The 13,859-nt window shown below is 40.8% G+C and carries 13 protein-coding genes; 4 read left to right on the top strand and 9 right to left on the bottom strand.

The features are described 5' to 3' along the window. Positions 1–809: 809 nt before the first annotated feature. The 8 genes from P1X15_RS16695 to P1X15_RS16660 all read right to left on the bottom strand — a co-directional run bounded on the left by P1X15_RS16695 (position 810) and on the right by P1X15_RS16660 (position 9,216). Entirely contained in the window at positions 810–1,145 is a 336-nt protein-coding gene (locus P1X15_RS16695) for a hypothetical protein (RefSeq protein WP_277339271.1), read from the bottom strand. A 9-nt stretch (positions 1,146–1,154) separates the two neighbouring features. Further along, the gene (locus P1X15_RS16690; protein WP_277339275.1) at positions 1,155–1,544 is read right to left on the bottom strand and encodes a DNA/RNA non-specific endonuclease; all 390 of its coding nucleotides are present in this window, start codon (positions 1,542–1,544) and stop codon (positions 1,155–1,157) included. Between the two features lie 63 nt (positions 1,545–1,607). Continuing rightward, a complete protein-coding gene (locus P1X15_RS16685; RefSeq protein WP_277339270.1) occupies positions 1,608–2,027 on the bottom strand; it encodes a hypothetical protein in 420 nt (139 codons plus the stop codon). Positions 2,028–2,029: 2 nt separating this feature from the next. Beyond that, positions 2,030–2,182, bottom strand: coding sequence for a hypothetical protein (locus tag P1X15_RS16680; RefSeq protein WP_277339269.1), 153 nt, complete (start codon positions 2,180–2,182; stop codon positions 2,030–2,032). A gap of 165 nt (positions 2,183–2,347) precedes the next feature. Then, positions 2,348–3,097, bottom strand: a complete 750-nt coding sequence (locus tag P1X15_RS16675) for a hypothetical protein (RefSeq protein ID WP_277339268.1) — start codon at positions 3,095–3,097, stop codon at positions 2,348–2,350. Positions 3,098–3,341: 244 nt separating this feature from the next. Further along, the gene (locus tag P1X15_RS16670) at positions 3,342–3,983 is read right to left on the bottom strand and encodes a hypothetical protein (protein WP_277339267.1); all 642 of its coding nucleotides are present in this window, start codon (positions 3,981–3,983) and stop codon (positions 3,342–3,344) included. A gap of 450 nt (positions 3,984–4,433) precedes the next feature. After that, positions 4,434–7,697 (bottom strand): hypothetical protein, encoded by a 3,264-nt coding sequence (locus P1X15_RS16665; protein WP_277339266.1) that lies wholly within the window; start codon positions 7,695–7,697, stop codon positions 4,434–4,436. 88 nt (positions 7,698–7,785) lie between these two features. Continuing rightward, positions 7,786–9,216 (bottom strand): family 16 glycoside hydrolase, encoded by a 1,431-nt coding sequence (locus tag P1X15_RS16660; RefSeq protein WP_277339265.1) that lies wholly within the window; start codon positions 9,214–9,216, stop codon positions 7,786–7,788. A 130-nt stretch (positions 9,217–9,346) separates the two neighbouring features. Between P1X15_RS16660 and P1X15_RS16655 the strand changes: the two genes are divergently transcribed. Next, complete coding sequence (locus P1X15_RS16655; RefSeq protein ID WP_277339264.1) at positions 9,347–10,648, top strand: hypothetical protein; 1,302 nt, start codon at positions 9,347–9,349, stop codon at positions 10,646–10,648. A 156-nt stretch (positions 10,649–10,804) separates the two neighbouring features. Here the strand turns inward: P1X15_RS16655 and P1X15_RS16650 are convergent, their stop codons facing one another. Continuing rightward, positions 10,805–11,116, bottom strand: a complete 312-nt coding sequence (locus P1X15_RS16650; protein ID WP_277339263.1) for a helix-turn-helix domain-containing protein — start codon at positions 11,114–11,116, stop codon at positions 10,805–10,807. A 119-nt stretch (positions 11,117–11,235) separates the two neighbouring features. On the opposite strand from P1X15_RS16650, the gene P1X15_RS16645 reads away from it, so the two are divergent. The 3 genes from P1X15_RS16645 to P1X15_RS16635 all read left to right on the top strand — a co-directional run bounded on the left by P1X15_RS16645 (position 11,236) and on the right by P1X15_RS16635 (position 13,856). After that, positions 11,236–12,345 carry an NADH:flavin oxidoreductase gene (locus P1X15_RS16645; protein WP_277339262.1) on the top strand — a complete coding sequence of 370 codons (1,110 nt, stop codon included), beginning with the start codon at positions 11,236–11,238 and terminating at the stop codon, positions 12,343–12,345. 14 nt (positions 12,346–12,359) lie between these two features. Next, complete coding sequence (locus tag P1X15_RS16640; RefSeq protein ID WP_277339261.1) at positions 12,360–12,848, top strand: DinB family protein; 489 nt, start codon at positions 12,360–12,362, stop codon at positions 12,846–12,848. A 132-nt stretch (positions 12,849–12,980) separates the two neighbouring features. Continuing rightward, positions 12,981–13,856, top strand: a complete 876-nt coding sequence (locus tag P1X15_RS16635; protein ID WP_277339260.1) for a TraB/GumN family protein — start codon at positions 12,981–12,983, stop codon at positions 13,854–13,856. The last annotated feature ends 3 nt before the right edge of the window (positions 13,857–13,859 follow it).

Raw genomic sequence — 13,859 nt, 5'->3', positions numbered from 1 at the left:
GCTTCTTCCTTGAAGCGCTCGAAATTAAAGGATTCGTCAGTTTTCATTGTGTCTATAAGTTAAAACTAAGTTACTTATTTTCCCCCTTTGATTCAATTTGGGGTGACACAGTTTAGTTTACAATCTCTGAGAGTGCGTAAAATAGCGTTTAATATATACGGCGTTATGCTTTCTTTTCTACTGACTTTCTAAGTTTTTAGATTGCCTTCTCGTTAATTTCTTTCCTTGATGAATGATATTGAACAACATATCACCGTGGTCGGTGTCCCGTAGCAAAGGTGATAAAATAAAGTCCTTCCGGATTTTGTATTCTGCGTGCAAATGCCATTGATTTTTACGGTTGCTTAGTTGATATTCTAATTTGGTCGAGCCGTTGCAAACGGCTATTTATTTGGGGTACGCAGTGTTCTTTGAACACTACGCACAACGGGGGGGCTCCTATGTTTGAGAATAGTTATTGGAATCGCATTGGTTTAGGATAATTGTTTCAGGGTTTTGCTCTTGCTCTGCTCCGTGGTCTGTGTCCCAAAGACCTATTTTCAGAATTTGCTTTCTTGATGTTCGTTTACCATGTTAATAATTCTTAAACTTATACTCCAAAACTTTTTTGAGTTGCATTTTTTAGGTCTGTGGAGACACAGACCACGGGGTGAGAAAGTCTTAGTAACTGCGATTAATGGACTTTCCAAGTTTTTAGATTGCCTTCTCGTTAATTTCTTTTCTTGACGCTCGCCGTCAATGACGGGATTGAACAACACATTTTCCCGCTTTTAAAAAGAAACAAAGAGGGTTTAGGATGTAAGGAATTATTATCCATTAGGATAAAGCTCTTTTTGAAAGTCTTCATCCCACCATGTTTTTACTTCAAAATGCCCATCGCTATATGTCGTAAAAATGGCTTTATTCCACCTTTGTTCCTCATAAATCCCATTTTGCCACTCTATTAGAATATCACTAATATTCCATACTATTTCGGCATCAAAATCTAAATAGGAAAGATGTAATCCTTCATTATTGAAGGTGTTACCTTTTATACCAAATCCTTTTTCTTCGGTATAATAATCTATTTCTACAACTAACGTGTTAATGTTTTCTATGAGTAGTTGCTGAAATATTTCTTTCAGTTTTTGAGCATAATCCATCATTTTAGAAATTTAGTTTGCGAAATTTTGTGTAATTGCAGGATTATCTCCGATTTGATATTTTACCAAAAATGAAACAGGCCTTCTATCTGTACCATATCTAATACTAATCTCAACATTTACCTTTTGAGGCGAAGAATAAGGCGCTTCTCCTTTTAAAGCTTTAGCCCATTGAGTTTCCATATTGTACCACGCTCCGTCTGTTTTACGTCTTTGATTCAAATCGTAGCGCATTGGTACAATATTAATAGCTTCATTTGGTCCATAAAACTGATTACCGATTAAATGTCCTCCATCGTCCCCACTACGTTTGTCTTGATATTTAATTTGTTCTACATAGGAATCTTCTCTTTCTCTGCCTTTATTGAGTTGTAAATCAGCAGATACTTTTTTTACTCTGATATCAGCCTCTCTGCAACCTTAATCAGGCCATTAGTAACTTTTGCTATTTTGGTCTCAGCCGAATTAGGCTTCAAGGTTAGGCATAGCAAGTAATGGAGGAACTCTTTGATTATCTGCTAAAACCTTACTGAACTGTGAAATCCAACCATACTCTGTTGCTACTTCAGCACTTAAACCATCACTTATTAATGCTAAATCAACGTTTGAATCATCAGCATTATAAATAAGTTTGTATTGAGACTCCTCATCTTGAAATATCGATAATACTCCCATTAGTTGAATCATCAATATATAGGGTACGAATACCAATAGCTTTTCGTAGTCTTCTTTTGATAAGCTTTGTAAGTATTTAATATGAGGGTCATAATCTAATAATGGGTTTTTTATAGACCTCAAGTTTTCAATTTTCAATAAGCTTGAGTCAAAACTTTCCTTGGTAAGAATTTTCCCAAATTCTTCCAAAATTTTTTCGTATGTTTTCATCTTTATTTATTTTTGTTTAATCCATTCCATGGAATATTTGTAATTGTAGTCACCCCTTTATTTTTTAGGTCTTCTAATGCTTTTACAACCCAACCTGTTGCTATATCCTGTGGAATACCAGCTAAAGTCATCGCTCTTATTTCTATATCTGCCACTTTTGAAATGGTTAACAATTCATTTGCAGCTCTTGTTTTGTCTCTGCTCCGTGGTCTGTGTCCCACAGACCTATTTGCAGAATTTGCTTTCTTGATGTTCCTCTACCATGGTAATCATTCTTAAATATTAAACTTGTACCCCAAAACTTTTTTGAGTTGCATTTTTTAGGTCTGTGCAGACACAGACCACGGGTTTGGCTTGAGGACGGTGGTCGGAAAGACCACTTCGGCGCATAGACTGCCTATCTTGAACTCTCCACACTCAAACTCGGCTTTGGTACCTGCGCAACCAGGTTGGGTGGTGCCTTTTAGGATGACGGTCCACTGCTTCATGGGTAGTACAAAATCGCCCAACAATGCCGCCGTAAAACCGCTGACACCTCCCTCTCGGGTAAAGGTAACATCTTGGGCACCAAAAAATAGCTCTCGATTGGGCTCACTGCTGCCGCTGACGTGGAAGTTGAGCCGTACAAAAATGGTAAGTTTGGTGACGGCTTTCTCAAACTTGGCCTCCAATATCCCTACGGTGATGCGCGAATTGTCGCCCAATGATTTTGATAAACCCACTGGTAACGTAAGCAGTGCCTCGGGTGTGAGGCTCTCGATGAGTTTATCGGGGTTTTGGTCGAGGTAGCGAAAAAGCTTGCGGGCTTCCACGCGGCTTTCGGCTACCTCTTCTGAGACGACTATGGGGAGGTTGGCCATCAAATCTACGGCGGGAGTGGTGCTGCTCATGCGCTGATTGAGGGCGGCAAGGGCGGCATCCATATCGGCGATTTGGGCACTGACGACTCTACTCGGTGCGGCGGGGGTAGAAGTAGGTGGCTTGGTGGTGGGGTCATCGTGGGAGTGGCTCCACGCTACCCTCGCGGCCAAGCTGATACTTAGCAGTAAGATTTTGTATAGATACTTCATAGCTTTACTAGCTTTTGATGATAATAGTATGAATATGTCTCCTATGTTTGAGAATAGTTATTGGAATCGCATTGGTTTAGGATAGTTGTTTCAGGGTTTTATCTGCTAAATCGGTCATACCTACGACAGGAGCTTTTTAAAGTTGTTTGACTAAGTTTTGCGTACTTGCCTTAGTGAATGACAACCGCTGTACACGGCGGCGGCTCCTGCTAAAAGTAAAATTCGGGTTTTCATAGAAAAATTATTAATCAATACGTTCAAATACTCGTAATGTGTTGGTGGTATCTATGGTGTAGATTCTATCGCCTACGACTTTGAGGGTCATTACATTTACGCCTCTTCGGGGGCCATTTTCCCCTAAGTGCTGCCACCAATCGACTTGCCGAGTTTGGGTATTGAAAAGCCCTATAGCATCGTATTCCAAACCGCAAGTAAATACGATATGATTTGACCCGAAGGCTTCGATGCGAGAAGAAAAATCATCCAAAGGAATACTTTTGAAATAATCTCGTAAATTCCAAACTTGGGTTTGTAGGGTTTTTAAGTCCGTTTCCCAATAGAAACCCCGCGAAAATCCTTGTAGGACGTTTTGTGCTTTGTTGAGTATAACAGCCGCTGAATTGGGTATACGCGGCTCGCCCAAAAACTCAAAATCGAAAGGTAGGGTTTGGCGTATGGTGTGTAGTACCTCGCCTGTGTCGACCGAAAGGCCCAATAGGGTATCATTTGTAATGCCTACCCATACTACCCCCTCATGTACTCCTATGATTTTGTGAATATAGCCATATCGTTGTTTTTGAGTTCCTAACTCTACAAAAGTGCCAACTTCGGACACATCTTGTTCCCAATAAGATTTTCCCGTATCAATATTTATTATACCAAACAAAGGCCGAATCTTATTTGGAAGCCATCTAAATCCAAAAAAATAATTATCATGTTTTTCAAATTGAGTATATATGGAATTCCATAAAGGGTTTAACGAGTCTATTTCCCGCATTTGTCCTTGTTGTATTTCATTATCTTCTACAATACATGAGAACAAATTACTTTTTTGAAAAACCGTATTAAGAACTACACCTTTTATAGGATTACATTCACCTTCATAGGTTAAGATATGGAGGTTTGAATTAGAACCATTAAAAAAAATTTTATTGGTCAATAAATTAAAATTGTGAGTGTAAGGGTAATCATATGATGTCTCTGAAATATCATGAAAATTTTCAGACTTAATTACTATTTGTTTTTTACTTTTCGAGTAAAAAACAAACGTATTGACATCTACATCAAAAGAATTGTACTGACAGTCAGTAAGAGAATATAATAAAGTAATCATACGTTAGTTTAATGTATCAATAAATAAATCAAAAATTTCATGTTGGTCAGTTATATTTTTTAGTTTAGCAACGTTAAGACCAAAAGCATTAAATACGCTTTCATTTGCTGAATATATCTCCTCTGCTTTTCTATTAAACAGTTTCACAAACGCTTCTTTTACCTCTTTTTCGGAGACCTTCTTGCCATTGAAAACATATTTGAGTTTGGATATATCTTTTCCTTCCGTACTCAAAGATTGTAGGTATTGCTTAAATTGATTGATAAACTTAGTACTACTCGCAATACCGTCTAAAGTCTCTTTTTTGTAGCTTTTTAACTCGATAAAAGTACCATTTGTAAGTTTAATATCAAACAAACATCCCGTACAAATCGCATCTAAATCAATGTCTTCTGCTATTTTACCTTCCATTGCAACAACATCGGCTTTTTTATACTGTGCCAATTTCTTGAGCGCATGGGCAGAACCATCTTGCGCTCCAATAGCAGAGTTGTTTTTAAGAGTCTTCATGAAAGTACCAAATCCCGTGGTTGCATTGTCTCCACCGAATTCTAATAAAGTTGTTCGTAAATAGCCCAAGTGCTCAGCAATTGAGGGGAAGTAAGAATTACCTTTTCCGCCACAGCATGGTGCGTAAGGGTTACTTCTGAGAACTTGTTTCAAGTGCTCTATCCCCCCGAGCCGTTGGAGAGCCGTGACAGATTCAGGATTAGTGGGGTTTATAAAATCAACAATTTTATAAAGAACATCTTTATCATTAGCTCGTCCTACTTGGCCCATATCTTTCAACATTTTTCTGGCTATTTCCAGTAAATCGTCGATGCTACCTGTGGCTATTTTTAAAACAATACAATCACTTTCAGCAGAGGCTCTTCCTCTGGGAGCAACATAAGTAGGGCAAGTCCAAACATCAACATCTGTTTTTTTGCGTACAGGTATGCCATCAATCACTTCTTCTATCTCGGCTTCATGAAATGTACTTTTTTTCGTCCATCCAGCAGGCACGGCCCTTTCAGTAAACTTCAATACATTATTTTGGAAAGTAGCGATTGTATTGCCTGCAGCATCTAAAATTTGTTTGTTTTTATGGTCAATTTTTGCACCTACAGCAGAGATACCTTGAAAAATAGGACTAAGTTTATTTTTGAAGATTTTCTTAAACTTAGGCAGTGCTTCTTGAGCTACATTATTTTTGAAGGCTGCAAAATCGGTAGTCCATTGGCTTGAATTTGCTCTAAGATTGTCGAGCGCATTTTTGGCTGCCTGAGGGAAGCCACCCATTTGAAATTTGTTGAGACGAAAATACTTTTTCAAGGCCCCAATTCCCTCTGGTAGAAAACCTAAAGCAGAAAAGGCTAGATTAGAACCCAACTCCGACACAAACTTATCAGGGTCGCCATTACTGTCTTCAGCAGCAGTGATGAAAGCATCGGCTACATTACTCACTATTTCAGCTGAGACTGAACTTCCTCCCCCCGTAGCCAACATTAGACCTACTTGAAACACAAATCGTTGCCCAGCATCGGCTAGGGCTGCCGCTGCGGTAAGCCCTCCCTGCGGGCGAAACTGTTGATATTCTACTTCGATGTTTGGGAGGTCGTCATTATTGACTTTTCGATAGGCATAGATGACATCACTCAAGCTATACATTCTGATAACCCAATACTTCTCTCCATTGACTTTTACCCGCCAGAATTTATATTCGGGAGAATAAAGATTTTGGTAGAAGCCTTGGATGCCGTCGTTGATAGTATCACAGACGCAGAAACTACCCGTTTGACAAAAGTCTCTTCCACAAGCATCGGCTGCCGCCAATGTAAACACCGAAGCAAGAGCTACTCCCACGGGATCTTCGGCCGCCACCCGACCATTGGGGGCAGCTGCAATACTTATCTCTTTGATAAAACTTGGAAAAGGAGGTAAGAAATCAATGAACTTGTTGAGTTTATTGTAAGCAATTTCGACTGAGTCGAGAGCCGCTTGGCAAGTAGCAGGGAGTTCGCCATTGGCATCTGCTTTACAGAGAGTAGAAAGTGTTTTTAATTGATTGATTACCGCCGCTACTTCAGGGTTGTCTTTATAGGGTTGTAAAAGAGGAATTAGGGTATTTTGAATAGTAGAGATTTGTTGAGGGGTACCCTTGTATTCAGCCAATAAATCTTTTATCTGTTTTGAAGCATCCTTTAAGGAAGAGAGAAGGTCATCCACATCAGCCACATTACTCCAACTAGGGTCATACATGCTTTTGACAGTGCCTACCACTAGCTGATAGCAATCGTTGATTTTGATGTCGGCAAACTCCACCGTAATATCCACACTAGTACCACCCACGAGTTTTACGGTTACGTAGCCTTCGCCGGAGTAAGTATCACCGCCCGCGCTGTAGAGGGAAGTCACCGTAACGGTATAGTCGGCAGCCGTAAACTCATCGCCTACGGCCAATCCTGTGAGATAAGGCCCTGCTTCGGTGCTTCCGCCTACGATGTTGATGGTAGGCACGCTACCACAAGGAGCAGAGGCAATAGGGCTACAAGGCGTACCGCTGAGGTTGATGTATGCCTCACAAGTGGTAGTGCCTTGGGTAAGGGTGAGTTTGTATTCTCCTATTTGGTGAGCTGAGAGCTGCGAGGAGGTGATAGGGGTAGTGATACCCGGCCCTGTCCAACTATAAGAGAGATTGGCGGGAGCAGCCTCGAAGAATGCCGCACTGAGTGTAACAGTCTGGTAGAGACTGTTGCTGCCCGCTACTCGGGTGAGTTTGGAAACCTCTTGGCCACTGGCATTGACGGCTTTGATGTAATAGTCACAGGTAAATTGGGTACAAGCTACGTCAAATTCGCTGGAGGTAGCACATACCTCAGAGATATGATGTGGTTGGAAAAGGTCGTTTTGGTTGTCGATGCGGGTGCGGAGTTTTACTTTGTAGCGTCCGTCGGGTACTTGGGCAAACACATTGGAAGATTGCCAATTGGACTCCGTGGCATCGACCCATTGGCCAGAGAGGCTATCTTGCTGCACCAATACGGTTTTGTACTGGAAGCGGTAGCCACTAGGGGCAGCGGCCGAGGTCGTGAAAGTAACCGTAGCCGTGCCGCTGCTGTCGCAGCTGACTTGGGGTGTAGCCGTAACACCTGCTACACAAGGCGCTTGGACGAGTACATCTACATAGGCGGAAGTGGTACAACTCCCTACGCTAGCGGTGACATTGTATCTGCCCTCATGCTGAGGCGTGGCTTGGCTGCTTGAGAAACGGTTATTTCGCTTCAATCACTTGGAAAGGCTACTCAAATTCCCAAACAACCTTTCCAAGTTTATACTCCCAAGTACCTGAAACTTGGAATGTCTCCAGTTTACTTTATTCTTTTACAAACTCTTTCACGTCCACGCCCTGTTTAAAACTCAGTTTGTTTTCGGTTGGCTTAAACTGCACTGTTGCAAAGGCTTGTGGAATACTAAAAGTATGATTTCCAATGTATTTCATCTTAAACTCAACGTCCGAATTAATCACCTTTGCGACTAGTTTTTTGTCTTTTTGAGCGAATCTAAGTTTATAATCACTTCCAGGTTGGGCGTACACCCCTACGTAGGGTTCAAGTGGCGTCTTTTTTATCTCTTCGGCTAAATTAAGAATAGACGCCACCTCATCAGTGCGCTCAATTTTTTCTACATTTTCGAGCCGTGCCATGAGTCCCCAGCCATAAAAATCGTTGGCCACTGCGATGAGAAGCTCATTTTCACCTTTTTTCAGGTTTAGCTTAGCCACTGTATTGGTAATAGCGAGTCGGCCACCTGGGATTTTCCGCATTCCTACTTGGGGAAACAGGTTTTTGTCAACCAACACCATTTCATTGTTGAGATACACCCAAATTTCATCATTAAAGCCAATCTGTAAATTCGTAAAGGTAGGTTCTGAAGCCAGTATTTTCGTTTTAAGCCACACGAGTTTACGCTGTGGCGTAGCCCCAAAGCGTCGGGTTAGGTTAAGTAAGCCCGCCGTTTCGGCGTCGATACTTTCCAAAAAATCCTCCGCATCGGGTAAACTTTCGGCAAACGTTTCATTGCCTTTGGGAAACAAAACAGGCGTCGAAATTGCCCATTTTCGCAAGTACTGCCCGTCGTGTTTGGTCATATCAGTTCCTTCATAGCTTGCCAATCCTTCGGTTTCGTTGGGCTTAATTTGGAGATTTGTGATGTACCCTTCCCCCTCAAAAGCGATGCTACCTTCAGCGATTGTTCCTTCCAGTTTCGGAACTTCTAATACCGTATTGACCATATCGTTCACATACACCTTCATTTGTTTACCCGAAATGACCAATTTCATGTGATTCCACTCCCCCGTTTTGGCCATGGCAGGGGCTTGGTACTGCGGATAAATGTCCCACATATTGACCCCATCAAAATAAGGCGTATATTGAATGCCTTGATTGGCTAGTTTACTCCCGATTCGGGGTACACGCAGGTAAACAATTTCTTGTTCTTTGGCATCTTTTCGGTGAAAATAAACCGAAGACGCAAACTCCGTAGGGTGCGGATCTACGTCAAATTCAATCGTGCCATCCTTGAAAACCACGTCTTTCAACACCACCTGCCCTGACCTAGAGCCTATTTTCATGGACTTTTTACCCTTATAATCCATAAATGTGACTTTCCCTTCCTGAAAATCCCAGCGTTCGGGTATCAGTAGATTCGAATTATCAGTTCTTCTTGAAGAAGAAATATCCTTGTTTTTTTGTGCAATCCCTTGGAGAGACACAAGCACCCACATCATTGAAAGCAATTTTTTCATGGACGAATAGCCGTTTTATTTTGGACTTTTCACCAAAAGTCGGCGATTCGGGCGGTTATAGCTGGTTCAAACTTGTGTCAAGTTAGGTTCAAGTTCATTCTATTGTCGTTTTGCCTTATTTTTGTCGATTATGAACACAACAGCCATTCATCAACCAATTATCAAGCTCAAATCCCAAATTGAGTCACACTTACAATGGGGCGAAAGCAGCGTTTGGAATAATTACGATTTTGAAAAACTTAGCGAACAGATTACTGAAAAAACAAGTGTTTCGTTGAGCGTATCGACCTTGAAGCGAATTTTTGGCAAAGTAAGCTACAAAAGTGAGCCTTCCATGACCACCCTCAACGCCCTTGCGCAGTTTTTGGACTACGAAGATTGGCGTGATTTTTTGGTCAAAAACACCGAAAATACCGAAGTACTTCCACCAAGAATAATACCAACGCCCCCTGTTCCTTCCCCCTCTTTGACGCCGCTGACAACTGGTTTTTGGAATCGTCAACGGTGGGCTTTAGTGACATTGGCCGTTGTTTCGTTAAGCATTTTTGGTTTCTATTTTCTTTCGAGCAAACCCAAATACAACCCCAACGATTTTAACTTTTCGTCGAAAACAATACTCACCCAAGGATTACCCAATTCGGTAATTTTTGATTTTGACGCATCCAATGCCAACCCCCAAGATTCAGTATTTATTTCACAATCGTGGGACGTACGGCGTAAGGTGTTGGTCAATAAAAACGACAAGCACCATTCATCCATCTATTATTATCCTGGGTATTTCCGAGCAAAATTGATGATTGGGAAGGAAATCATTAAAGAGCACGACATACAAATCAAAACCGACGGCTGGCTTGGCGTCGTTGAGGCCGATTGGGGCATTGAGCCTTTGTATTTTAAGCAATCTGATATTGTAAACAAAACCTTTGTTGAGGTCAATAGAGAATTGCTTCAAAAGTATGACGTTTCACTCCACCCTACCCCACCTAAGATTCGGCTATTCAACCAAAAAGACATCAAGGGTATAATGACCGATAATTTCACCTTTGAAACCGAACTCAAAAGTGGCCCCGACGAAGGAAACAATGCTTGTCAAAAGGTAACGGTGTTGTTGCAAGCAAAGAACGACATTATGATCATCCCCCTTACAAAGGTTGGTTGTGTTGGTGATATTTCATTGGCTGCTTTTGGATACTATGTGGCAAGTGACAAGGCTGATTTAAGCGGTTTTGGATGTACGCCCAGCGACTGGACCAAACTTAGAATTGAGTGTAAACAGGGTGAAATGAAATTGTTTGTAAACAACAAATTGGCGTACACCGCCAAAGTCACCAATACTCCCACCGACATCATCGGCGTCCAATACCGCTTCAACGGAACGGGTGCTGTACGCAATACGTGGTTAGAGGGCAAAGATGAGAAAATTGTTTTTTAGAGCGTTTGTCAAAACCTTAGTAAACTTCCCTTTGGGTCTAATTAGTGCGCGGTTAATCCAACAATCTGAAAACATTTTAAGCAACTGATAATCAAAAACATCCCAAGGGCTTCGCCATATTGATTACTCCATTTTCAAATGGGATAATTTGTTGATCTATAACTCAATGTAGGTTTTCCCCCAACGCTTCATTTCTTCTAAAACCGTTTTTAAGGCTCGGCCTTTATCAGTCAATGAGTATTCTACCTTGGGCGGCACTTCGGCATATACTTTTCGTTCAACAATATTGTTTTGTTCTAGTGCTTTAAGCTCCTTCACAAGCATTCGGGTGTTGATACCTTCTATACTTCGTTCCAAATCTTTGAAACGTTTGGTTCCACTTTGTAAGACATAAATAATGGGCAATGTCCACTTCCCACCCACTATTTCCATTGTTCGAGTGATGGGGCACTTTATTTTTTCTAACATTTTTTCTTTTATAATATCCTTGTAATCAACAAAACATTACTTTTTGGTATTACTTTACAAATAAGTAACTACTTGCAAAAGTAAAGTAATGAAAATATGTTTGTAAAAACAATACAAACATGAATAAAGTATTTTCTCCTTTTCAAATAAATTCAAAAGTTACGATGCCCAATCGGCTTGCCGTTGCTCCTATGACAACTCAACAAAGCAATGCCGACGGTACTCTAAGCTCCGCAGAAAGTAGTTGGCTCAAACGGCTTTCAAACGATGGCTATGGCTTAGTTATATCCTGCGCAGTTTCTATTTCTGACACTAGCATCGCATTTTATAACCAATTGAGCATTGCCCACGATAGCATGATTCTTCCTCTTAAAGAGCTATCCGATAAAATGAAGCAAAACCGCAGCGTGAATTTACTTCAATTGTGCCACGGTGGCTCTAGAACGATTGAAGCACTGACAGGCGAAAAATCGCACAGCGCAAGTAGCTATTCAATGCCCATGATTAGTGGTTTTGTTTCCCCAAAAAAACTATCAAAAGTTCAAATCAAGGCTATTGTTTATGATTTTGCAGCAGCTTGTGCGAGAGCTGAAAAAGCAGGCTTCGACGGTATAGAGCTACATGGAGCAAACGGATATTTGTTTACTCAATTTATAAGCACCATGACCAACCAACGTAGCGATGATTACGGGGGAAATCTTGAGAACCGAGCAAAATTTTCGAGGGAAGTGGTCAGAGCGTGTCGTGCTGAGGTTTCAGAAGACTTCATTATTGGTTTTAAAATGAACTTCGAAGGAATGGGGCTAGAAACGGGCTTAGACATTGACGAAAATATCCAAATTGCGAATTGGCTGGCCGAAGATGGCGTCAATTATATTCATTCTTCTCAATTAAACTATGAAAGTCATTCTGTGAAGTATCCTGAAAAAAATTTAATTGAATACATCAGGAGTGGGCTTATCTCTTCTCTCCCACTTGCGGCAGCAGGAAACATTAAAAGCCTTGAAGATGCCCAAAAAGCCATGGATTTGGGGCTTGACATTGTGGCTATTGGGAGAGCCGCTATTGCTAACATTGATTTACCCAAATACTTTGAGAAAAATGAAGCATTACCTTTCAAAACTCCTTTTTCAGAAGAGCAATTGATTGGAATCGGTATCAGTGAAGGTTTCCTCGATTACCTCAAAAATGCCCCTCCACTCAAAAGTTTAGCTATCATTAAAACCTAAAATTTAGTACTCAAATGAACAAATTTGCAATTTTAGCCCAGTTCGAATTACAAACCTCTTGGTTCTTAAATACATTAGAAGGTATTTCTGATGCGGAAAGTAATCTCCAAGTAGCCGAGAATCTCAACCCCATAAAATGGATTGTAGGACATTTAATAAGTTGTAGAAGCACCCTTCTAATAGCTTTAGGAAAACAGTCAAACTTCACTCAATATCACACCCTATTTGGCAAAGGTTCTTCCAACAAAATGGGGGCTGCTACTCCTGATCTTGAAACCATCAAAACTGATTGGCTTTCTGTGAGTGTGGATTTGAAAGCTACCCTTCATAATACCTCAGAAGAACAATTATCAGCCAAAGCCCCGTTTCAAACCTCTATTCCTGACGAGACCTTACTTGGCCTTTTTGCTTTTTTCGCCATTCACGAAGGATTTCATATAGGTCAATTATCTATTTTGCGCAAACAACTTGGAAAAACCGTGATGCTCATGAGTCGACGATAGTTTTAGACATAGAAAAGCCCTATACCCCATTAATCAACGACCAATACCCTATAGAAAGAACGACAAACCTCTTGAAAATATCCTATCTTTCGGCATTCGCTAAAGATAGAGAGTACTTCCAACATTCCACACATGAAAAAAGTTATTTTGACGGGTATCTACCTGTGGGCAACAATCGCTCTTCATGGCCAAAACACCCCCAAAACACTCCTTTGGGAAGTCACCAAATCAGGGAATCGCCATACATCTTTTTTGTTTGGTACTTTTCATGAAGTAAATCCCTCATTTTTTCAATCCCTCTCTAATGCTGTAAGCAAGCTCCAACAATCGGATATTGTATATGTAGAGGAGAAAGCGGCCGTAACTACCAGCGCCTCACAGCATACACAAAATCCGTGGAATGCGGAGAAATGGCGTGCTATTTTGGATGATAAACAAGAAAAGATATTCAAGGATTTTATCAAAAAAGCCGATGATAGTACTTATTATACGCTCAGTCCATTGCTTCTTACCCTCACCACGTCGAGGCTGTACTTGACCAACTTTTGTGAGACCGAAACTCCTTTTACGGAATTAATGGATCATTATATTGAAAAATCGGCGCTTAATCAGCACAAAAAAACGTATTCGTTAGACAGCCCACAACAGGCATTGCTCAACCACGCCGCCCAAAACTTTAGTCGTTCTCAAGACTCAGTATACGCTTCTTATTGTATCAATTTCATGAAAAATATGATTGACAATAACTTATCAGACTGCACCTTCATCAATACCTATAAAAAGCTTGAGATTGATTACGAATTCGATAAAGATATTTCTACCAATACTATTTCTGCGCCCTTATTAATTGAACGAAATACAAAGTGGATACAAATACTTAACGAAGCATTTGTATCCAATAATTGCTTTGTGGCGGTAGGTTTCAGACATTTGTGTTATCAACAAGGCTTGATTCAACAACTCCGCAAACTCGGATATACCGTCACGCCACTGCCCGTTTATAATTAATTT

This window comes from Runella sp. MFBS21, from assembly GCF_029433105.1.
Lineage (GTDB): Bacteria > Bacteroidota > Bacteroidia > Cytophagales > Spirosomataceae > Runella.
This window is presented reverse-complemented; position numbering and strand designations above follow the sequence as displayed.

Excerpts from the sequence above, each read along its gene's own strand:
- P1X15_RS16640 (WP_277339261.1), top strand. The coding sequence starts at position 12,360 with ATGAACAAATTTGCAATTTTAGCCCAGTTCGAATTACAAACCTCTTGG.
- P1X15_RS16675 (WP_277339268.1), bottom strand. The coding sequence starts at position 3,097 with ATGAAGTATCTATACAAAATCTTACTGCTAAGTATCAGCTTGGCCGCG.
- P1X15_RS16660 (WP_277339265.1), bottom strand. The coding sequence starts at position 9,216 with ATGAAAAAATTGCTTTCAATGATGTGGGTGCTTGTGTCTCTCCAAGGG.
- P1X15_RS16685 (WP_277339270.1), bottom strand. The coding sequence starts at position 2,027 with ATGAAAACATACGAAAAAATTTTGGAAGAATTTGGGAAAATTCTTACC.
- P1X15_RS16645 (WP_277339262.1), top strand. The coding sequence starts at position 11,236 with ATGAATAAAGTATTTTCTCCTTTTCAAATAAATTCAAAAGTTACGATG.
- P1X15_RS16635 (WP_277339260.1), top strand. The coding sequence starts at position 12,981 with ATGAAAAAAGTTATTTTGACGGGTATCTACCTGTGGGCAACAATCGCT.
- P1X15_RS16650 (WP_277339263.1), bottom strand. The coding sequence starts at position 11,116 with ATGTTAGAAAAAATAAAGTGCCCCATCACTCGAACAATGGAAATAGTG.
- P1X15_RS16655 (WP_277339264.1), top strand. The coding sequence starts at position 9,347 with ATGAACACAACAGCCATTCATCAACCAATTATCAAGCTCAAATCCCAA.
- P1X15_RS16695 (WP_277339271.1), bottom strand. The coding sequence starts at position 1,145 with ATGATGGATTATGCTCAAAAACTGAAAGAAATATTTCAGCAACTACTC.